General features: G+C 30.7%; 20 protein-coding genes. 8 read left to right on the forward strand and 12 right to left on the reverse strand.

What is annotated here, in order from left to right:
* Positions 1 to 9 precede the first annotated feature (9 nt).
* The 6 genes from ACSIGE_RS08700 to ACSIGE_RS08725 all read left to right on the forward strand — a co-directional run bounded on the left by ACSIGE_RS08700 (position 10) and on the right by ACSIGE_RS08725 (position 8137).
* The gene (locus ACSIGE_RS08700; protein ID WP_440879484.1) at positions 10 to 1275 is read left to right on the forward strand and encodes a DUF4374 domain-containing protein; all 1266 of its coding nucleotides are present in this window, start codon (positions 10 to 12) and stop codon (positions 1273 to 1275) included.
* A 282-nt stretch (positions 1276 to 1557) separates the two neighbouring features.
* Positions 1558 to 4182 carry a TonB-dependent receptor domain-containing protein gene (locus tag ACSIGE_RS08705; protein WP_440879485.1) on the forward strand — a complete coding sequence of 875 codons (2625 nt, stop codon included), beginning with the start codon at positions 1558 to 1560 and terminating at the stop codon, positions 4180 to 4182.
* A gap of 384 nt (positions 4183 to 4566) precedes the next feature.
* Complete coding sequence (locus ACSIGE_RS08710) at positions 4567 to 4869, forward strand: hypothetical protein (RefSeq protein WP_440879486.1); 303 nt, start codon at positions 4567 to 4569, stop codon at positions 4867 to 4869.
* Positions 4870 to 4875: 6 nt separating this feature from the next.
* The gene (locus ACSIGE_RS08715) at positions 4876 to 6933 is read left to right on the forward strand and encodes a PepSY-associated TM helix domain-containing protein (protein ID WP_440879487.1); all 2058 of its coding nucleotides are present in this window, start codon (positions 4876 to 4878) and stop codon (positions 6931 to 6933) included.
* Positions 6934 to 6959: 26 nt separating this feature from the next.
* Complete coding sequence (locus tag ACSIGE_RS08720) at positions 6960 to 7625, forward strand: class I SAM-dependent methyltransferase (protein WP_440879488.1); 666 nt, start codon at positions 6960 to 6962, stop codon at positions 7623 to 7625.
* Positions 7622 to 8137, forward strand: coding sequence for a flavodoxin (locus ACSIGE_RS08725; RefSeq protein ID WP_440879489.1), 516 nt, complete (start codon positions 7622 to 7624; stop codon positions 8135 to 8137). The genes ACSIGE_RS08720 and ACSIGE_RS08725 overlap by 4 nt, the downstream gene beginning before the upstream one ends.
* A 59-nt stretch (positions 8138 to 8196) precedes the next feature.
* Here ACSIGE_RS08725 and ACSIGE_RS08730 read toward each other — a convergent pair whose 3' ends face one another.
* The 8 genes from ACSIGE_RS08730 to ACSIGE_RS08765 all read right to left on the reverse strand — a co-directional run bounded on the left by ACSIGE_RS08730 (position 8197) and on the right by ACSIGE_RS08765 (position 13891).
* Positions 8197 to 8532, reverse strand: coding sequence for a 2Fe-2S iron-sulfur cluster-binding protein (locus tag ACSIGE_RS08730; protein WP_440879490.1), 336 nt, complete (start codon positions 8530 to 8532; stop codon positions 8197 to 8199).
* 204 nt (positions 8533 to 8736) lie between these two features.
* On the reverse strand, positions 8737 to 9660 hold the full coding sequence (locus ACSIGE_RS08735; RefSeq protein ID WP_440879491.1) for a sterol desaturase family protein: 924 nt from the start codon (positions 9658 to 9660) through the stop codon (positions 8737 to 8739).
* 74 nt (positions 9661 to 9734) lie between these two features.
* Positions 9735 to 10790 carry an NAD(P)/FAD-dependent oxidoreductase gene (locus ACSIGE_RS08740; protein WP_440879492.1) on the reverse strand — a complete coding sequence of 352 codons (1056 nt, stop codon included), beginning with the start codon at positions 10788 to 10790 and terminating at the stop codon, positions 9735 to 9737.
* A gap of 176 nt (positions 10791 to 10966) precedes the next feature.
* Complete coding sequence (locus ACSIGE_RS08745) at positions 10967 to 11203, reverse strand: NifU family protein (protein WP_440879493.1); 237 nt, start codon at positions 11201 to 11203, stop codon at positions 10967 to 10969.
* A 96-nt stretch (positions 11204 to 11299) separates the two neighbouring features.
* Positions 11300 to 12430 (reverse strand): Mrp/NBP35 family ATP-binding protein, encoded by a 1131-nt coding sequence (locus tag ACSIGE_RS08750; RefSeq protein WP_440879494.1) that lies wholly within the window; start codon positions 12428 to 12430, stop codon positions 11300 to 11302.
* Positions 12431 to 12564: 134 nt separating this feature from the next.
* A complete protein-coding gene (locus tag ACSIGE_RS08755) occupies positions 12565 to 12921 on the reverse strand; it encodes an MGMT family protein (protein WP_440879495.1) in 357 nt (118 codons plus the stop codon).
* 67 nt (positions 12922 to 12988) lie between these two features.
* Complete coding sequence (gene trmB / locus ACSIGE_RS08760) at positions 12989 to 13660, reverse strand: tRNA (guanosine(46)-N7)-methyltransferase TrmB (RefSeq protein WP_440879496.1); 672 nt, start codon at positions 13658 to 13660, stop codon at positions 12989 to 12991.
* 12 nt (positions 13661 to 13672) lie between these two features.
* Positions 13673 to 13891 (reverse strand): DUF6341 family protein, encoded by a 219-nt coding sequence (locus tag ACSIGE_RS08765; RefSeq protein WP_440879497.1) that lies wholly within the window; start codon positions 13889 to 13891, stop codon positions 13673 to 13675.
* A 132-nt stretch (positions 13892 to 14023) separates the two neighbouring features.
* Here ACSIGE_RS08765 and ACSIGE_RS08770 point away from each other — a divergent pair, with 132 nt between their 5' ends.
* The gene (locus ACSIGE_RS08770; protein ID WP_440879498.1) at positions 14024 to 14839 is read left to right on the forward strand and encodes a hypothetical protein; all 816 of its coding nucleotides are present in this window, start codon (positions 14024 to 14026) and stop codon (positions 14837 to 14839) included.
* Between the two features lies 1 nt (position 14840).
* Here ACSIGE_RS08770 and upp read toward each other — a convergent pair whose 3' ends face one another.
* Positions 14841 to 15494, reverse strand: a complete 654-nt coding sequence (upp, locus tag ACSIGE_RS08775) for a uracil phosphoribosyltransferase (protein ID WP_440879499.1) — start codon at positions 15492 to 15494, stop codon at positions 14841 to 14843.
* Between the two features lie 69 nt (positions 15495 to 15563).
* Positions 15564 to 16334, reverse strand: a complete 771-nt coding sequence (locus tag ACSIGE_RS08780; RefSeq protein ID WP_440879500.1) for an alpha/beta fold hydrolase — start codon at positions 16332 to 16334, stop codon at positions 15564 to 15566.
* Positions 16335 to 16371: 37 nt separating this feature from the next.
* Between ACSIGE_RS08780 and brnQ the strand changes: the two genes are divergently transcribed.
* Positions 16372 to 17655 (forward strand): branched-chain amino acid transport system II carrier protein, encoded by a 1284-nt coding sequence (gene brnQ / locus ACSIGE_RS08785; protein WP_440879501.1) that lies wholly within the window; start codon positions 16372 to 16374, stop codon positions 17653 to 17655.
* Between the two features lie 110 nt (positions 17656 to 17765).
* On the opposite strand, the gene ACSIGE_RS08790 is transcribed toward brnQ, so the two are convergent.
* Positions 17766 to 18257 (reverse strand): hypothetical protein, encoded by a 492-nt coding sequence (locus ACSIGE_RS08790; RefSeq protein ID WP_440879502.1) that lies wholly within the window; start codon positions 18255 to 18257, stop codon positions 17766 to 17768.
* An 81-nt stretch (positions 18258 to 18338) separates the two neighbouring features.
* On the reverse strand, positions 18339 to 21716 hold the full coding sequence (locus tag ACSIGE_RS08795) for a hypothetical protein (RefSeq protein ID WP_440879503.1): 3378 nt from the start codon (positions 21714 to 21716) through the stop codon (positions 18339 to 18341).
* Positions 21717 to 21930: the final 214 nt, after the last annotated feature.

The raw sequence follows: 21930 nt of genomic DNA on the forward strand, positions 1-21930 counted from the left end.
CATATAATCATGTATAAACTCAATCAATATATAAAAAGCTTCTTATTAGCTTTCTCAGTAGGACTAATTAGTTGTAATAGTGAAGAAGCAAATCGCCCCTCAATAGCATCCACCACAAAATATCTTGTAGCTTTAGAAGCCAATCCGATCGGTCTGGAAGCACCTGTAGATTACCTTGTAGAACTATCCTCTATTCAAGATTTATCAAGCGGAATTATTGATGCAGAAAACAAAGGAATACCACAAATTGGATGGCGTTTTTTTTATCAATCTAGTAACGTATTATATACAGCTGGATATTCTGATGATGTTACTTGCGTAAGCTACGCAATTAATGAAAACAAAGTACTAGCAGAAAAAGCAAAGTTTACTTTTAACAAAACCTTAGATACTTATGCAAATACAGAAGATAATAAACTAATTGCCGTACAACTATCCTATAGTGGATTCGAAAAAAAAAGATTTCACATAGTCAATAATGAAACAGGAAAAATAGAAAGAATTGTTGAGCATGAAGTTGATATCGACAGAGGTGACGGAAAACCAAGTAACACTGAATCAATTCCATGGATTACAGGCATGGTACAACTAAAAAACAAACTATTTATTTCCTACCACAAGTGGACTGCCGATGGCAGTTATAAAACTCCAGATACAGACCGAGCTTATGTGGCAATATTTTCTTATCCAGAGTTTACATTAGAAAAAATAATAACTGACAACCGGACAAGCCCTATAGGTACCAACGGGCATACTACAGGTATTATTAAAACAGAAAATAACGATATTTACTCTTTTTCCTCTTCTGCTTTAAGCGCTGGGTTTACAGCTGCAAGTAAACCTTCTGGTATTTTAAAAATAAAAAATAATACTACAGAATTTGATGCTGATTATTTTTTTGATGTAGAAAATGCTCCCAATGGCGGTAAAATATTTTGGATGGACTATCTTGGAAACGGTAAAGCTATTGCTAGAATCATAATCGACGATTCCGTTAAAGATGATCACTGGGAGGCGTATACCAGACTAGATGTTGTTAAATTAGTGATTATCGATCTCGATGCAAAAACAGTTACCAATGTAAAAGGGGTTCCAAATCCGCATGGACAAAGATATACCTCTCCGATTTTTAAAGAAAATAATAAAGCGTTTATAAGTGTTTCAAATGACCAAGAAACGAGAGTTTATATTGTAGATCCCAGTACCGCTTCAGCTACCAAAGGAGCTAAAGTAAATGGAAAAAGTTTAAAAGGTATTTTCAAACTTACTCAATAATTCCCAATTCCTTTAATCCCCGATTTTGCGATTCTTAATCTATAAAGATTGGAATCCAACTTCATTTTATTTCCCTTGCCCTGAATTGATTTCAGGGCTTTTTTTGAGAATTAATATTAAACGCTTAGGTATTTAATGTTTTTTATCAGGCAACAACTAAAAATGAAAATATCTCATTAAAAGACGGTTATTATTTAAAATTAATCTAAACAACTTTTGTTTTTATGTAATGATGCAGTATTTTTGCAAAATAAAATTTTTTATTAAATCTAAATAAAAACAATGAAAGGATTATTAAATGCCATCACAATTTTTTTTATGATGGCAAGCGCTGTAGCTCAGCGGGGGGCAATAAAGGGCACAGTTGTAGACAACAACAACGAACCTCTTCCAAATGTTAACATATCAATTACAGGTATGAATCTTGGAACACAAACAGATATTGATGGTCATTTTGAAATCAAAAACATTCCTAATGGACCACAAGATATTAAACTATCATTTATAGGTTTTAAAACGAAAGTAGTTAATATTAAAATACCTGCTGATGAATTAATGATCACATTATATGAAGGAAACGAATTACTTCAAGAGGTGGAGGTTACAAGTAGAAAGAACAAATTTTCTCGTAAACAAACTGCCTATGTTTCAAAACTTCCCTTAAAAGATCTAGAAAATTCACAAGTTTATACTACTGTTACTTCTGAATTATTAGATTCTCAGGTAATAACTAATTTAGATGATGCTTTAAAAAACGCTACTGGATTAAGTAAATTATGGGAAGCCACTGGTAGAGCACCTGGTGAAGGAACAGGATACTTTACATCGAGGGGGTTTGCTATGCAACCAAAACTTGTTGATGGTATGCCGGGATTCACGTTAAGTGCGGTAGATCCATCTTATATTGAAAGAATAGAGGTAATTAAAGGTCCTTCTGCTACATTATTTGGTAGCACTGAAACCTCTATTGGGGGGCTTATTAACATCGTTACTAAAAAACCATTTAAAGGATTTGGAGGAAGTATCTCTTATACAGGCGGGTCTTTTGGAACACATAGAGTTTCTGCCGATATTAACACTCCACTAGGAGGAAAAAACGGACCTTATTTTAGGTTAAACACTTCATATTTAACACAAGATAGTTTTCAAGATGCTGGTTTTAGAAAAACATTTTTTGTAGCCCCATCTATTTCTTATTCAATAAATGATAAATTAAATATTTCTTTGGGTCTTGAATATGCTAGAACAAAACAAACAAACCCTTCCATGTTATTCTTACGAAGAGGGGTACCATTAATCGCAACGAATATTGAAGAATTAAATATAAATCCAAAAAAATCATTTACATCAAATGATATACACTTGACGAGTCCTACGTTTAACACAAGGACTATTATTGATTATAAAATTTCAGATAAATGGACTTCTCAATCAATTTTTGCAAGTAGCTACTCAGAGGCAAACGGTTACTACCAATATCAAATTGATGGTGGTGCATTAGGTCTATTGGCTTTGCAACCATTATTAGAAAACCCTCAATTAGCTCCTATTCTAACACCTACCGTAGGACCTATGCTACAGGAAGCACAAGGCTTATTACAAAGTGAGGCTTTCACAAGATTTTTCGATAAACGCAATGCCAACGCTTCAAATTATAACTTCCAACAAAACTTTATTGGAGACTTTAAAATCGGAAACCTAAGAAACAGGCTAGTTTTTGGTTTAGATTATGTAAACAGGTCACAACACTTTAAAAATCAATCTGGAAACCCTATCATAACAACTACATCAAACTTTCCAGCGCTATTCACTACATTAGGAGCAATAGGACAACAACAAGTTGCGCAACAAATAACAAATCAGTTTACAGCGTTTCCATATTTTGACGCTTTTATCGATGCACAGGGTAATGTTTTAAATACTAGTTTCACACCTGAAGCACAGTATTCTCCATCTCAAATTAGTTTGGACCAAATATTCACTCAGACACCAGTCAATGATGTAAAAACAAACTCAGAAACCTATGCTTTATATGTTTCTGATGTACTAAATGTTACCGATAATTTAACCTTAAATTTAGGTTTACGTTTAGATCATTTTGAACAAGATGGAAACGAAGCAATCATGTATGACAATTATACTAAGACAACCTTTTCACCTAAAGCAGGTATCATATACCAAGTACTTCCCAAAAAATTATCTCTTTTCTCCAATTATCAGACTGGATTTACCAATGTAGATCCTGTAATATACACAGATGGAAGTACGGATAACTTCAAACCTGTTAAAGCAAATCAATTTGAGGGAGGGGTTAAAACCAACTTATTTAATGGAAAACTGAACTTTGGAGCTAGTTATTACCATATTATAGCAAAAAATATAAGAACGACAGATCCACAGGCTATTGTAAGTTTAAGTCAAATAGATCTAAAAGAAATCGTAAGCAAAGGAATAGAACTTGAAATGAACGCAAACCCTTTTAATGGGCTTAACCTAAGAGCTTCTTATTCGTATAATGATACCCAAATAACAGACCCTACCAGTGAATTTGGCGAAAGATATGTTACTGAGTTATTAAACAGAAGACCGGAGGAGGCCGGTCCTCAAACAATTTACAATTTCTGGGCCGACTATAAGTTCCAAGAAGGAAGTTTCTTAGAGAATCTTGGCTTAGGTGCTGGTTTCAATGGAGCATCAGAACATCATACTATCAACAATACTATTAGCGGTCAATTTACACTTCCAAGTTATACTATATTTAATGCTGGAGCATATTATGATACTGATAAATTTAGAATTGGACTTAAAGTAAATAATTTTACTGATAAAGTTTATTATAATGGATGGGGAACAGTAAATGCACAAGCTACTCGTGCGTTTTTAGGAACTCTTTCCTATAAATTTTAACAAAAATAAACTCCGAGCAATATGCTCGGAGTTTATTATATAAATCAAGAAAATGATTAGCCTTTTTATTACATTTACTACCGTAAGTTGCTACTTAATTTATAGTACTTCAGAGAAAACACCACTAGCCCAAACAAATCATCTTCTAAACTGGATACAAAAAAATAAAAATTCATCGAGAATGGTAGGTTTTACCTTTCTAATAATAGCTTTTTTTTTCGCTTGTTTAATATTTGGGGTAACATCAGGTATTTTAACTTGGCTATTTTTAACAATAACTTTATTCAGTCTGATGATTTTGCTTATACCAATAAGAAAAGTAAATGTTTTAGGCGTAGTATTTATTTTAATCATTAGTTTCATTTTTGAAAATATATTTTAATTATGCCTGCTAACCCAAAATATCTTACACAATCACCTTGGCAAAAAGTTGCTAAATTATCTGCTGGAATTATAGGAGGATACACAATTACCGCTCTCTTACATATGTTTATTGCCATACAAATACCTTTGCATAATGAAATAATTGTAACTTCTACCTTTTCATTATTTCTTATTTGGTGTATACTGTTAATTATTCCTTATTTATTTAATAATGGTTGGACAGTTTGGATTATATACGGAGTTACAATAGTAATTTTATACTTGTTGTACTTTTTCGCTAATAAAAACAACCCTTTTTTATAATGTATAATGGGTAGGAGAAATTATAATGTCTTTTTTAACACGCATACAGTAAGTGGAATTATAATTAGTATTGCGCTATATGTAATGTTTTTTGCGGGAGCCTTTTCTCTTTTTAAAGAGGAAATTCAATTTTGGGAAGAAGGAAAACCATTAAGCTATACTGAAAGACAAAATATCAACTTCAATAAATTACTTGGTAATTTAAATGATGACTATGAATTAAAAGGTAGGGATATTCAAATGCATCTTGGAAAATATACAGACCAAATATATGTTTATTTATCTCCAAGTAAGGATACTACTTCATCTAAAAAAGGAAAAATAGCTCATTATTTCTATACCGATATAAAGTCTGGTAGCACTCAAACTTACAATCAACAATATAGCCTTGGCGAATTCTTATATCGCTTACATTTTTTTTATCAAATTCCAACTATTGGTCTATATCTAGCTGGACTCGTTTCTTTCTTTTTTTTATTTGCCATTATTACAGGAGTAATAGTTCATTGGAAAAAAATAATACCTGACTTTTTTAATTTTAACCCTAAAACCATTCTAAAAAAAGTATGGGCTGATGCGCATACGGCTCTCGGAGTTATAGGACTTCCTTTTCAGTTTATTTTTGCCCTAACCGGAGCCTATTTTGCTTTAGGAATACTTGTTTTGATTCCTGCCAAAATATTATACAACGGGAACCAAGAAAAACTTTTGGAAAATCTTCAACCCGCTATGAAAAACCATGCTTGGGTTTCATCTCTTGAAGAAAACATTCCAAACTTTAATGCTTTTATTAAAAAAGCAAATAGTCAGTGGGATAACTTTAATTTAAATAAAGTTTATATAAAAAACTATGAAGGCTCCAATATGAAGTACATAGTGACTGGAGAATTAGATAGTAAAAAACGATTTATTGGAACAGGTCTTGTTAGCTACCATGTCAAAAATAAACAATTAGAAATTGAGAAAAATCCATATAATCCAGAATATATAGTAGATATTCAAAGAGCCATGGAAAAACTGCATTTTGGAGATTTTGGTGGCTTATCAATTAAAATTATCTATTTCATCTTAGCGTTGATTACTTGCTTTGTTATTATTACAGGAGTTTTAATCTGGGTGGAGGCAAGAAATAAAAAAAGTATAAATTTAAGACAACGTCTATATACTGCTAAGATAGGTCATATATATATCGCTGTATGCTTATCTCTTTTACCTGTAACAGCCCTTGCCTTTTTATTTGTGAAAGTAACAAGTGGTTATTTATCAAATAAACAAAACGCTATCTATTATTTCTATTTTTTAACATGGTTGCTATTTATTCTTTTTTATAGATTTAAACGAGATAATTATTTCACTAATAAATCAACCTTACTTTTAGGAGGGGTATTGGGAATTCTTGTCCCAATTAGTAATGGTGTTGTTTCTGGTAACTGGATTTGGATTTCTTTTCTTAGCAAACAATATGATATCTTACTAGTTGATCTTATCTGGATCATCATCTCTTCGCTGAGCTTGTTAAGCTATTCAAAAATTAGACCGAATATAAAAACAAAAAGTAGTTATCACAAAACACCAATAGATTATAAAAACTTAAAAACATTAATAGAAGAGGACATTGATAAAAACAATACAGATCTTCAAAAAAAAACTATAAATAACACTAAAAATCATATTCCAATGAGAATTAAAATTTCACTTTTATGGATATTCATAGCTATTGGATTCATATTTCATCATATATATGGATTAGCAACTATTTATTTCAAAGAATCTCTACTAATGGAAGGGGCTACAGGCGAAACTCCCTTTTGGGCACATCAATGGAGAATTTTAATGGAAGGTCTTGCACTAACCTTTGGACTACTGAGTCTTGAAATTTCAAAGAAATGGTTTGTTTGGGCCTCTCTTATTTGGTCAGTCATACTGGGCATATTCAATGTATATCACGTAATTACCGCAATTATATACGAAGCTTCCAATATTTCAGAAATACTAATACTTGTATTACTTGTTGTTGCTAATACCTTTTTAGTAAAAGCGATAAATAATTGGAGAAACTCGTAAATTAAATACTATCCAAAATCAAAAAAATGAATCCCAGTGAAGAAAAAAAGCTTATTGAACTAGAAGAACAACTAAGTTGTCCTGATGGCAAGATAGGAAAAGAAGTAGCTGATATGATGCATAAAACGAACATCAGCATGACCAAGTCTTCTATTGATTTATTAAATATTCGTGATAAAGAATTAATTTTAGAGATAGGTCATGGGAACTGTGGTCATATTAATTACCTACTGTCAAAGGCTTCATCTTTATCTTTTATCGGTTTAGAAATATCGAAAACTATGAAAATTGAAGCTGAAAATCAAAAAATCACATCAGATCACACTCGTGTTTCGTTTGATTTATATGATGGAAAATCTTTACCACTTGCCGATTTAAGTGTAGACAAAATACTTACTGTAAACACTCTGTATTTCTGGGAAAAACCACAAAAATTGCTATATGAAATAGCAAGAGTTTTAAAAAAAAACGGTACTTTGATTATTACCTTTGCTAATAAAGAATTTATGGAAACACTCCCTTTTGTGAGAAAAAAGTTCAAGTTATACAATATTGATGACATTCTTTTCTTAATTAAGAATTCAACTCTTGAAATAGCCTCTACAGTGAAAAAAATAGAAAAAATTAAAAGTAAAACAGGTAATTTAGTTAATCGACAATTTACAATAGCAATACTTAAACATAAGTCATGAATAAAACAATTGGATTAATATACGGATCAGACACTGGGATGACTGAAGAAATAACACATAATATAGTAGATGAGTGGAAATCTTCAGATATTAAAGTAATTGAAGTTAGTAATGTGAAAGCCTCTGACTTTGAAAAATTTGAATTTTTAATTTTAGGCTTGTCTACTTGGTATGATGGAGACCTTCAAAGTGATTGGGAAAGTTTTTTTGACGAATTTCAAACTATTGATTTTACAGGGAAAACAATTGCTTTGTTTGGGTTAGGTGATCAATATGGTTATGGAGAATTCTTTATTGACGGTGTTGGAATGTTAGCTAAAGTAATTCTAAAAAATGGCGGTAAAATTATAGGAAAATGGCCTATAGAGGGTTATGATTTTACAGAATCGAAAGCAAAAATAGAAGATGAAGATTTATTTTACGGACTTGCTATTGACGAGGATAACCAACCTGAATTAACACAAGAAAGAGTTAAAAATTGGCTAAATCAACTTGAATCTGAATCAATTTAAGGTTTTATAATATATTTTTACATCGTATTATTATACACATACCTTAGCGTTTTGTTAAATTAACTCTCTGGTGCTAACTCTACCTGTAATCCATCCAAGTCAGTGGTCATTTGAATTTGGCATCCAAGCCTACTATTTTCTCTCACATCAAAAGCTTCTGCCAACATTGCGTCTTCATCATCTGATATTTCAGGTAATGGGTGGTCTGAATTTACATAACATTGACAAGATGCACACATAGCCATTCCTCCGCAAATACCTATGGTACCCTCTGGGGCTAATTCGTACGACCTAACAACTTCCATTAAATTCATTGCCATATCAGTAGGAGCTATAACTTCATGTATAACCCCTTCTCTATCCGTGATTTTAATTTTAATGTCTTGACTATCCATGAAAATAATTATTAGTGTTCTTTTTTAAAAGTGTTTTTCAAACAAACACACCTACAAAAATAGGTAAAATAGCAACGAAATTTTATTCACGATACAATGAGATTTAATAATGGTTAAAAGTATTTTGAAATGTTTTTCAAGGAAAAAGTTCTATTAAAAATAAGATAAAAACACTACTTTACAAGTCCATCTAAAATCTTTTTATTAAAGATGAATCTGAGTTGCTTCTTCGTATTCTTGTAATTTTTTTCTTAGCACTTTTGCTCTTTTATCATCACCGTCGTGACTCCAGCCTGGTGATTTAAAAATATAGTTTAACTTATCACTCAACCTTTTTGATCTTTTGACGTCTTTCCAAATAGCTATGTATTCATGAGTAGCTACTTTTAGTGGGTTAAATGTTTTTATATTTTCTGTTAACCCATATCTTGGTTTATCAAGCCCCTTTAGTTCTTTGGAAAAAGTCCCAAATAAACGATCCCATATTATCAGGACCCCTGCATGGTTACAATCTAAATATCGAATATTAGAAGCATGATGTACTCGGTGATGAGAAGGAGTATTGAAAACAAATTCAATAACTCTTGGAAACTTATCAATTAATTCTGTATGAACAAAAAACTGATATACAAGACTTACGCCCATCATTGTAAAAATCATTAAAGGGTCAACTCCTAAAAGAGGTATCCACATCCAAAAAAAGAATTTATGAATACGTTCTCCTACTCCTTGTCTTAATGCAGTTCCAAAATTCATATATACTGAAGAATGGTGAGAAACATGACCTGCCCAAAACAACCTTATCTCATGATTTAATCGATGAAACCAATAATAAGAAAAATCATCTGCAAAAAATAATAAAAACCACACCCACCATTGACGTTCAATAACATCTCTTAATGGGCTTATTTGATGTAAATAGAAAAATATAATAAAAGCACAAATTTTTGGAATAAACTCTACTATAGATGAAAAAATCATCATCATAAGCGATACTCCAGTATCCTTAATATTATATTTTTCCTTTGCAAATTGATATTCTACAAATAAACATAACAAAAAAAGAGGCAATGCAAAGTATAATAATTTATCTTGAGAAAGCTCTATCACATAATCAATAATATCCAAACTCTTCTTGTTTTTATTAGTTACTTACTATTTTAATAAAACCATATTATATTTATTAAAAACCTCAATATACCCTAATTTATTGCTTTTACAACGGCTTTTGGCGCCTCTTTTTTAGTACCGTCAAAACCTTGAACTCCTCCAACAGTAGTATATTTCATGACATACTTTTTGTTTGGGTAAATTCGTTGATAAGCACTTTGGCACATTAAAGTTGCCTCGTGAAATCCACACAAAATCAATTTTAATTTACCAGGATATGTATTCACGTCACCTATTGCATATATTCCTGGGATATTTGTTTGATAATCTAATGCATTATTTACTTTAATCGCGTTTTTTTCTATTTCTAACCCCCAATTCGCAATAGGTCCTAATTTTGGAGCTAAGCCAAAAAGTGCTATGAAGTGATCCGCTTTCAAGTTAAACGGTTCTTCCCCTTTTTTCTCTATAATAACCCCCTGTAAACTGTCTTTTCCTAAAATACCTTTTACCTCTGAAGGTGTAATCAAGTTAATTTTTCCTTCATTTTTCAACTCCTGAACTTTATCTACAGAATCCAAAGCTCCTCTAAATTCATTTCTTCGGTGAATTAAAGTAACTGACTTCGCTATATCTGTCAAAAAAATAGACCAGTCTAGTGCTGAATCGCCTCCACCCGCTATCACCACATCTTTACCTCGATACAATTCTGGCTCTTTGATCATATACTCTACCCCATTATCTTCAAAATCTGCAATATTTGGAATTGGAGGCTTTCTAGGTTCAAAACTCCCTAAGCCACCAGCAATCGCAACTACTGGAGCATGATGTTTTGTTCCTTTATTTGTGGTAACAATAAATGTACCGTCTTCTTGTTTTTTTATAGTATCGGCTCTTTCTCCAAGAGTAAAACCAGGCTCAAACTGTTTAATTTGTTCCATTAATTTATCAGTCAAGTCTCCAGCCAAAATCTCTGGATAAGCTGGTATATCGTAGATTGGCTTTTTGGGATAAATTTCAGAGCACTGACCTCCTGGTTGTGGAAGAGCATCAATAAGATGACAACGTAATTTGAGCAATCCTGCTTCAAAGACCGTAAAAAGTCCTGTAGGACCTGCTCCAATTATTAATATATCTGTTTTAATCATTTGCTATCCTAAAATATTCTTTTTTACATCGAGATTTACACTTTAATAAATATAAAACATAACTATTGGGAAATAAATTTAATTATTTCAAAGAGGCAACAAATAAATATTCGTCGCTAATATTCCGTAAAAAAACTTTTTTCTAAATAGTCAATTCTACAAAAAATCAAGAAGAATTATGCTATATTAATGACTTCTTTTATTTCTGGAGCATGCTTTTTTATTGTTGCTTCTACACCATTCTTTAAAGTCATTTGATTTACCGAACATCCACTACATGCTCCTTCCAACTGAACCTTTACAGTATCTTCCTCAATAGACAAAAGTTTAATATTTCCACCGTCGCTTAATAAAAAAGGACGAATTTCTTCTAGTGCTTTTTCTACATTATTTTTAGTTTCTGCTGATGCCATAAACATCCCATTTAACCTCCTCATACAAGAAGCAATTCAAACTGGGTATTTGAATTTTTGTTAAACAAATTTTAATAGTATTTATAAAAATACGCTTTATTTAGTACTACAACCACTCATTGTTGTTATTCTTACAACTTCTGTTGGTGGTAGATTTGCATTTCTCTTTAATAATTGTGATACCATTTCTTTTGTTACACTTTCAAAAGCTTCAGATAATGATGTATTTTTCTGTAAAGCTACTGGATGACCAACATCACCGGCCTCTCTTATACTTTGAACAAGTGGTATCTCACCCAAAAAACTTGTACCTATATCTTCTGACAAGTTCTTAGCGCCTTCTCGTCCAAAAATATAATATTTGTTATTAGGAAGTTCTTCAGGTGTGAAATAGGCCATATTTTCAACAATTCCAAGTACTGGAACATTTATACTTTCTTGCTGAAACATTGCGACTCCTTTTTTCGCGTCTGCTAATGCAATATTTTGTGGCGTGCTAACTACAACTGCTCCGTTAATAGGAACAGCTTGAACAATTGATAAATGTACATCACCAGTCCCAGGTGGCAAATCAATTAGTAGAAAGTCTAATTCTCCCCAATCTGCATCAAATATTAACTGATTTAATGCCTTGGAGGCCATTGGTCCACGCCATATAACGGCCTGATTTGGACTTGTAAAAAACCCTAAGGATAAAAGTTTAACTCCATAATTCTCTACAGGCTTCATTTTTGATCGTCCCTTTACATTAGTTGCCAAAGGCTTTTCTTGCTCTACATTGAACATTAAATGCTGAGATGGCCCATAAACATCTGCATCTAGTACTCCAACCTTGAAGCCCATTTTTGCTAAAGAAACTGCTAAATTTGAAGTAATAGTAGACTTTCCAACACCTCCTTTTCCAGAGGCTACAGCAATGATATTTTTAATATTTGGAATTTCTTTACCTCGTATCTGATTTGGGTTCTCTTTTGGAGCAACCTCTACTTTTACGTTAACCTTAACTTCAAGCTTTTGGTTAACATGCTCGTGAATAGCTTTTATAATTTCAACCTCTACTTTTTTCTTTGCTTGTAATGTAGGATTACTAATAACTACATCTACAACAACCTCTTCCCCAAAAACAACAACATTATTTATATTGTTATTTTCAACTAAGTTTTTTCCTTCTCCTGGTGCCGTTATTTTTTCTAACGCTGTATATATGTCTTGTTTCTTAAAACTCATTTATGCTTTTCACTTTGCGTAATTTGCACTATGCTTATTACTGTTCTATTAAACCAATAACAAAGATACGGCATAACACTTAGATTTTAAAGTGTTTGAATTATCAAAATTTATAGATTAATAAAAAGATCTTATTAAAGATCCATTAAAATTGAATCATCTAAGTTTTCTGAGGGATCCCAAAATACTTCTTCGAAATTTTGCACCTGATTATCAACTACTAAAATACCTTCGTTTTCTAATAATTGCTGCATTAAATTTATTCCTTGAAAATGATGTTTTCCTGTTAAAACTCCTTTACGATTTACAACTCTATGTGCTGGAATTTCATCTGTATGAGAATGCGAATTATTCATTGCCCACCCAACCATTCGTGCAGACCTAGTGGCCCCTAGGTATTTGGCAATAGCTCCATAGCTTGTAACCTTTCCGAAAGGAATTAAGAGAGCAACACGATATACCTTATCAAAAAAACTATCCGATTTTCCCATATTTTAAAGATATTACAAAAAGATAAAATAAATATAAATTTATAAAGATATCTTTAAAAGCATATTTCTAATATTTCACTCTAAATTTAATATAAGTTATAGGCTTTCCTTGATCTAGATATTGTTTTTCATAAAAAGTTTGAGTGTTTATAACCTCTTCAGGGGAATAATGATTCTTATAAACATCATGATTTGAATGTAATATTTCATGGCCTTCTCCATGTAATAATCCTAAAGTATAGCCATGCATAAACTCACTATCTGTTTTTAAATTGATCGTTCCTTCTTCAGTTACAATTTGATGATATTTCTTTAAAAAGGTAGTATTTGTAAGACGGTGTTTAGTCCTTTTATATTTGATTTGAGGGTCTGGGAAAGTAATCCAAATTTCTGAAACTTCATTTTTCCCAAAAATAAAATCAATTAATTCTATTTGTGTTCTAATAAAAGCAACATTTTTCATCTCCTCTTCTATAGCCGTCTTAGCTCCTCTCCAGAAACGAGCTCCTTTTATGTCAATTCCTATATAATTTTTACTTGGATTTTTCTTAGCAAGAGCAATTGTATATTCTCCTTTACCACACCCTAGCTCTAAAACAATAGGATTGTCATTTTTAAAGAAAGAATTCCATTTTCCTTTTAATTCAAAACCAGTAACAACCTCTTCTCTACTTGGTTGCAAAACATTTTGAAATGTTTCGTTTTCTTTAAAACGTTTTAGCTTATTTTTACTTCCCAATTGATTTAAGAATTAGGCTCTATCTTCGGTTCCTTCACGCTTAAATTTTAGTGCTTGCCCCATCCAGTAACTCAATAACAAAATAAGAATCCCTAAAAAAAACCAGTTTATAGCGTTAGAAACCCACCATCCAGCGCCTCCTTTTGCTAAGGTAAGACGAATCCATTCAAATGGCGTGAACAACATTCCAAATACATCCTCAATTAATTTAAAAATATTTAATCCTAACATAACTTGCTTATCTTTACAATTGCAAAAATATAAAAACAATCAATGCTAGCCAATTTTTTCAGTAAATCTAAACCTGTTAATTTTGTGATACTTTTTTTACTATTCATAGTTTACTTTGGTATCAGTTTATTTTTGAAAGATATTTCGTTATTAAATGCAAGTAAAGAAGCTATTATTTTCATAATTACTTTCTCTGTTTATAACTTTATTCTTTTAAAAAATGAGCTTGCAAAAGATAATAGCTTTGCTTTTTTATTTTATGTTATTCTCATTGGGTTTCTCATTAAATACATCCAAATTAATTCTGTTTTTTATAACAATTTACTCTGCCTATTTCTTTTTAGAAAAGTCTACAGCTTACAATCTTCCAAAAAAGTATATCAAAAACTATTTGATGGTGGTCTTTGGTCAGGGATCTTATTTATTATTGAGCCACATACTTTAACATTTATACTACTCTTGTATATTGCTATTTATTTATACAACCAACTTACCTATCGTACTCTGATTATTCCAATTCTTGGCTTTATAACCCCAGTATTTATATTTTATACATATAATTTAGTATTGAATCAAACAGAACATTTTTTTAGTTTGTTTTCATGGGAGATTTCTCTAGATTTTAGCCCTTACAATTCGGGTAATTTTTTGTTTTCCAGTGTTATCATTGGAATATTTACATTGATTTCCATACTTATAAAATCACCTCAAACATTTGCCATTCTCGATAAGTCTAGACAAAATTGGATTCTTATTTTGACACATCTTTTTTTATCCTTGTTAGTCTTTATTCAAAATTCAGAAAGAACAGGAATTGAATTTTTATACTTACTTTTTCCTATTTCTGTTATACTTGCTAATGGTATTGAATTAATAAAAAAGAAATTGCTTGCCGATGTTTTTATTTTACTATTCCTAGCAGCTTCAGCTATCCAAATTTTAACTTGAATTATTTCTTTTTACCATACGCTAAATCTCCGGCATCTCCTAAACCAGGAATTATGTATCCCTTATTGTTTAATTTTTGATCAATTACAGCAATCCACAAATCGGTATTTTCAGGGAAATTTTTCTCTACATATGCAACCCCCTCAGATGATCCTATTACTGATAAAATATGAATTTTCTTAGGAGTCCCATACTTTAGAATTCCCTTTAGTACAGCTACTAGGGATTTGCCCGTTGCTAACATCGGATCAATAAGAATTAGGGTTTTTCCTTCGATAGAAGGTGAAGCAAAATATTCTACAACGATATCAAATTCTCCATCGTTTGACTGATGCTTCCGATAAGCAGATATAAATGCATTCTCTGCATTATCAAAATAATTTAAAACTCCCTGATGTAAGGGTAAACCAGCTCTCAAAATTGAGCATAATACAATATCATTAGTGGGAACATTAATTTCCTTTTCTCCTAATGGAGTCGTAGTCGTAATTTTTGTAAACTCTAAATTTTTACTCAACTCATATCCTAAAATCTCTCCTATTCGTTCAATATTTCTTCGAAAACGCATGGCATCTTTTTGAATGGAAATATCTCTAATTTCGCTTAAGAATTTATTTAGAATAGAATTTTCTATAGATTTATTATATATGTTCATTATTGTTTCTTTTTGCGTAAGTAGGCTAAATTAATAAGCTTCTTGTAAAATATCATATCTTCGTTAAAATTATTTAACAAATTTTTTTAAAAATTTTATCAAAGGTTCTCTGTCCTCAATATGACTCATATGCCCATTAGGAAACTCAATGAGAAGGGTTTGAGTTCTTTCAGCTTCGTTAAGAATACTACCATAACTTAAAACAGGATCTTTTTTCCCTGCAATGATTGCTCTTTTTTCAACCTGAATTAAGGCTTCTTCATTATTTCTCCTCAACATCATCCCTGAGCTTGCAGCAATATAACCTCTTAATGATGTATTCTGAGCTTGCTGTAAAGCATCTTTAATTTCTTCCGAAAAAACCTCTTTTGAATCTTTTGCAAACAAGTTAGAAAATGACAGTTTAATTAATTTACCTAATTGTTTTTTGGCTACCTCATTTGCTCCTTTACGTATATTCTTTCTTTCAATTGAATCGGCTTGCGAAGTAGAATTCAGTAAACAAATACCTTTAACATTCTTAGGGTATAAATTTACAAACGCTAATGCTACATAACCTCCCATTGAATGCCCTATAAAATACGACCTTCTAATTTTGTTTTTCTTCAAAACTGATTGTACTGCCTGAGCCATTTCTTCCATCAAATGAATATAGCCTATATTTCCTGTTTTACCGTGCCCTAATAGATCTACAGCAATAACTCTATTTCTCTTTGACAACTCTTCTGAAATCTTATTCCACATAGTTTGGTTTTCTAAAAACCCATGTAACAGAACAATGACCTGACCCTTTCCTTTATCAGTATAAAAAACGTGTGTCTCCTTATATTTTGCAATCATTTTAACCTATTTTCGGCAAAAATAAATTTGTTAAATTATGAACAAAATTAAAGAAACATTTATAATTGGATTCGCTTTATTTTCAATGTTTTTCGGAGCCGGAAATCTCATACTCCCTCCTTCATTGGGAAAAAATGCCGGAGACACATGGTTTTTAGTTACTATCGGATTTTTTCTAACTGCAATAATTATTCCTTTTTTAGGTATTCTTGCTCATGCAAAACTCCAAGGAAGCATGTATGATTTTGGAAAAAAAGTTTCTCCTATTTTTAGCTACTTTTATTGTGTTATCGTTTATCTCATAGCTGTTGTTCTACCTGCACCCAGAACAGCTTCTGTAACTCATGAGATGGCCGTTGCTCCTTACTTCGAAATTGACTCAATTATTACTAGCTTAACTTACTTTTCATTAGTCTTTATTTTTGCGCTAAACAGATCAAAAGTATTAGAGCTTTTAGGTAAATTTTTAACTCCTTTAATCATTCTTATTTTATTAACTATTATTTTCATTGGAATATTAAACCCTCCAGAATATATGTTAGATAGCAAACTAGCAACTCCTTTCGTTAACGGTATATTAGAAGGTTATCAAACATTTGATGCTATTGGAGCTATTATTGTTGGTGGAGTTTTAGTTATTTCAATCAACTTTAAAAAGAAAGCCTCTTTCAAATCAAAACAATTAATTATAATTAAAGCTGGGTTTATTGCTGGTGTAGGTTTATTGATAATTTATGCTGGGCTTATTTTTAATGGTGCCTTATTTAACAGTACCTTTAAAGAAGAAGCCACGAGATCAGAAATACTATCTTCATTGAGTATGCAAACTTTAGGTAATATAGGAACCTCCCTTCTAGGAATCTTAGTTGCTTTGGCTTGTTTTACTACCGCTGTAGGAATTATTACAGGTACTGCTGACTATTTCAAAAGTTTATTTAAAAATTCTTCCAAAGCTTATTTTATAACAGCTCTAATTGGATCTATTTTGGGTGTAGTCATGGGCCAGCTTGATGTTCAAAAAATTATTGTTTTTGCAACACCTACATTACGTTTAATTTATCCAATAACAATTATGTTAATTATTTTAAATGTACTGCCTACAAAAAATATAAGCTCAATGAACTTTAAAATTGTAACGATAATAACTTTTATTTTTAGCCTACCTGACTTTTTACAGTTTTTTAATAAAAATATACTTACCTCGATAACTAATATTATTCCTTTTGCAAACAATCATTTGGGTTGGGTTCTTCCTGCTTTTATCTCACTCGCTTTAGTCAGTATTTATGAATACCTACAGCATAAAAAACGTCTCACTTAATAGGGAGACGTTTTTATGATACAATGCTTAAAAAATTAGCATGATTTTGTAGCACTGATAAAAACATTTATTAATTTTAATAATTAAATATTTTTCAGATTAACAATTTTCTAATTAAATCGATATCCTACGTTAATTCCAACCCTTGGTACAACTGCATAGGATTCAGAAGTAAATAAATTCCTACCTAATCCTGCATAGGCTCCAACAATAAAACCTCCGTTAGAGATATATTTTGATCCTACAGCAATTCCTAAAGCGCCATCAGTATACTCTCTAAGAAAGCCATTATTCAACTCTTTTTTACCTGAGTTGATTGCTAAAAATACCTCTCCAAAGTGATTCCAATTTCTACTACTCGTAAAGTAATGACGAAAATAAGGAGTAAACACCTCATTTTCATTATATCTAAAATCTGCGTTTTGCTTTTCAAAATTGAAAAGCGCAGAAATTCCAACAGACGATTGATCACTAATATAGTGTTCATAAGAAAGCTCTAATGTTTTGAATATGATTGCATCTGCTAAATCTACCTTTATTTCTTGCTGAGCATTTACAAATGATCCTGCAAACAACAAAAAAGCTACAATTATTTTTTTCATTTATTAGTTTTTGAATTTTATGTTTCGTTTTGTTTAACTTTATTTATTTGTAATTAAGCAATTATTATACCACAAAAATACTTAAAAAATAGCTTTCAATTGCACTGCTCCCGAATGTATTGTGTTTGTCTCTTGACTTTTTCTACCAAAATAGTTCAGTGATAAATTTAACATTGATGTTAACTTTTGATTCCAAAATAAACTCCAAGTATAATTATTTCCAACTTGTAATCCTTCGAGCATTTGATAACTAACAGGCGTGTTTGTTTTACCAGAAAATTTATTCGAAAAAACAGCTACATCTATTTTTAACTGATTCTTACGCGAAAATAAAAAATAAGATAATCCCAGCTTTTGTAGCCTCAACTTTTCTGTACCATAATCAAAATTCTCTTTCTTCTTCAAATTATAGAAAAAAGAAAGCTTATGATCTTTACTATAAAACAATGTTAGTTTGGGTCTAATTTCTTTTGTTTTAATATGATAGTTTCTATTAACTAAATTCTCTGTCTGTAGACGGCTTTCTGAAAATACACCTTGTGTTTCGAATGCACAAAATGATGTCAGTTTGTGTTGAAAATTTAATTGATGAATTAAAGAAGTATTTTCTTGACTTCCAACTGAAAACTGTTGTTTATTTTTAGACTTTCCATAAGTATAAACCCAGCTATATCTCTGTAAATTTCTATTGTAATAAAAATTGTTTCTGATACTGTAGGAAAGACTTAATAAATTACTTGGATTAATTTTATATGGATTCCACCAAAAACCTTTCTCTTTTTTTTCTTGCTCATTATAAATAGAAAAATAACCATTATTGAAAAAATGAGATATTAGTTTTCTTATTCCTTTTTTAACCTCCCATCTTTGTGGGTTTAAAGTTATGGATTGTTTATAATTTAAACGCTGCGTAGGTATAAAGCGTATATTAGGGAGCGCAACTCTTAAATAAATTGCCTGGTCCTGAAACTGAGCTACTTCAAACTCATCAATTTGTTGCTTTCCGTCTTTATTATAGTCATTCCAAATATAATACCCCTGACCTGGTTCTGTTTTTATATAAACAAAATCTTGTCTAGCAAGATTACCAGAAGTTGTTTCATAAAGAGCTCCAAGCTTCAAAAAATTTTTAAAAAAATGCTGATTATAGACCACTCTAGAATTAAGTGCTATTTCATTCTTTTCAAACTTATTATCAGTCATTCTAAAGTTTGTATAAACTGATAAATTAGTTCTTTTATTTTGAATAAGTTTAGTTTTTAAATAAAACATCTTGCGTTCATTTATTTGTTTAAAAACATTTGATTTTATACTATCATTTGTTCGGTAATTGAACCCTATTTTTGCGAATACTTTAACAGAATCTCCTATTCCGTATACTCCTTCGACTTCGTTGAAACGATGACTTAAACTATCAAAATAATTAGTTTCTGATAATTTCCGCAGATTTGATTCAAAATTCACGGCTAACCCTGCCCAAGATTTATTAAAGCTTCTTTTAATTTTTGATTTTACCTTGTAAAAATTACCTTCTATTAAGCTAGTTATATTACTTAACATACTTGCATTTAGCCAAAAATTGATTTTTTGTTTTTTTATGTTAGTCTCAATACCTTGTCTATAACCTAAAAAATTATTTGAAAAAGTAAGATATTGAAAATCATACGCTATTTTTGTGTTTTTTTTATTGTTAAATATTACACTTGCTCCTAACTCGGATTGATTTCCAATTCTATTTTCTAAATTCCAGTCTCTATTAAATTCAACAGCTTGAAAACGTTGTACTGTTTGAAATTTATCTTGAATAAACTTGTAATTTAATTTACCAGAAATATTCCAAGTCTTATTTACTATTTGCTGTTCCCACTTAACTCTAGTGGCTATTCTTCTATTTTCCTGATTATCAATTACTGAAAATAAATTCTGATCGTTATCACTAATGGCTAACTCAGCAGAAAGTTGTATTTTCTCAGATGGTTTAAAAGTAGAATTCAATGCTAGTATTTGTAGTTTTGTTGGAGCGCTCAGTTTAACAACAGGATTAAAATCTCCCAAATTTTCACCAACATACTTATAGATTGTTCCTAAAGCAATCATTTCATTTACTCGATAATCTCCTTTGTTTTCTCCAACATTTGTAAAAGTTACTGTATACACTTCACTGTTATCATCAGTAGTATATTCAAAAATTTCTTTAGTCCCTCTCAGAATTTTCTTATATTGAATCTTATTTATGGAAAACTCGTCAATAAAGGCACTTTGAGTAGCCATTTTATCGGGGTTATTTCCAGCATTTTTCAATATTTCTTTTTGAGCATCTGTTAAATTTTGTTGAACAGTTTGGCTTTTAACATCATTTTCGTTGTAAAAAAAACCTGCTACTGAAAAAGAGTTATTTTTATATTCTGTATTTCCATAAGTAATAAATCGTGTATAGTTTCTATCTGCATACTGAAATTCAATCCGAATACGCATATCATTCGTTATTGGATACGTTGTATTAAACTTAATTTCTGCTAAATTATAATCTATGGTATAGTCTTTATTTTCTCCTTTTTCAATGACAACACCATTTACAAATACACGTTCACTTCCTTCAACCATAATAACAGCTGATTCATCATTAGTCCCATAAATTTTATAAGGACCTTGATTCCCTTCAGAACCAATAAAATCAAATACTGAAAATCTTCCTCTTACGATGGCTCCTGAAAATTTAGCATTTAAATATTTACTATACTTGGTCCCTATTTCAATGCCTGAAACTTGTTTTTCAAAATTCAAAAAATAAGTATTTTTATTTGATAAATTTAAGTCTCCTCCTTTTATATTCCAACTCTTACTATACAGTTCAATAAATATTCGATCGAAATCAGTAATATTTTGTGAATATCCCTCTTGTTGTAATGGAAAATTTGTGTCGAAAATATTTGCTCTAATTCCTACTTTATCTGATAGCTTTCCTGATATTGTTAAATCTAATGTGGCATTAGTAACTGCATTTTGGTTACTTCCAGTAGTAACTCCTCGGGTGATAAACCCCGATGTTTGTAAACCATCAAAAAACACAAAATCATTATTTTTTTTATTGGTTGTCTCACTGTACAACTTTCCTGTATATTTACTATTTGCAACAATTAGTCCCTTATCAAAAGGAACATATGTTTTAGTCAAAAAGTCAGGATATCGATAATATTCAATAATAATTTCCTTATACTTTTTCTTATTAATAACAAGTTGAGAAGCAATAAAATCAATTTTGTATTCACTTTTCGGAATAACCTCTTTTTTCTTTCCTAAATCTAAAATTTTAAAACCCTCTTTTTGAATACTGATACTATCGATTTGAATAGTATCATTAACAACAAATATTTCTTTTGAACGAAACTCTTCAGATATACTTTGAGCATAACTATTTATAATTACTAGTATAAAAACACAAAAAAATTTACTAAACATAATACAGTAATGTAGCAATTCCATCAATAGATTACAATATAGTTGATGTAATCAATTTACTGTATCATTATTTTTTATAAAATTAATATCTAGTATTTTTCACGGCTATAGAAATAACATTATGTATTGCTTAAATTAAGAGACCAGATAATACTTAAGTTTAACCGTTTAAAAGGGTAATATGACCAAGAAATAATTAGTTTACATAGAAAAT

Origin of the sequence: Tenacibaculum profundi (assembly GCF_052050075.1) — a bacterium.
In the GTDB taxonomy this organism is placed as follows: domain Bacteria; phylum Bacteroidota; class Bacteroidia; order Flavobacteriales; family Flavobacteriaceae; genus Polaribacter.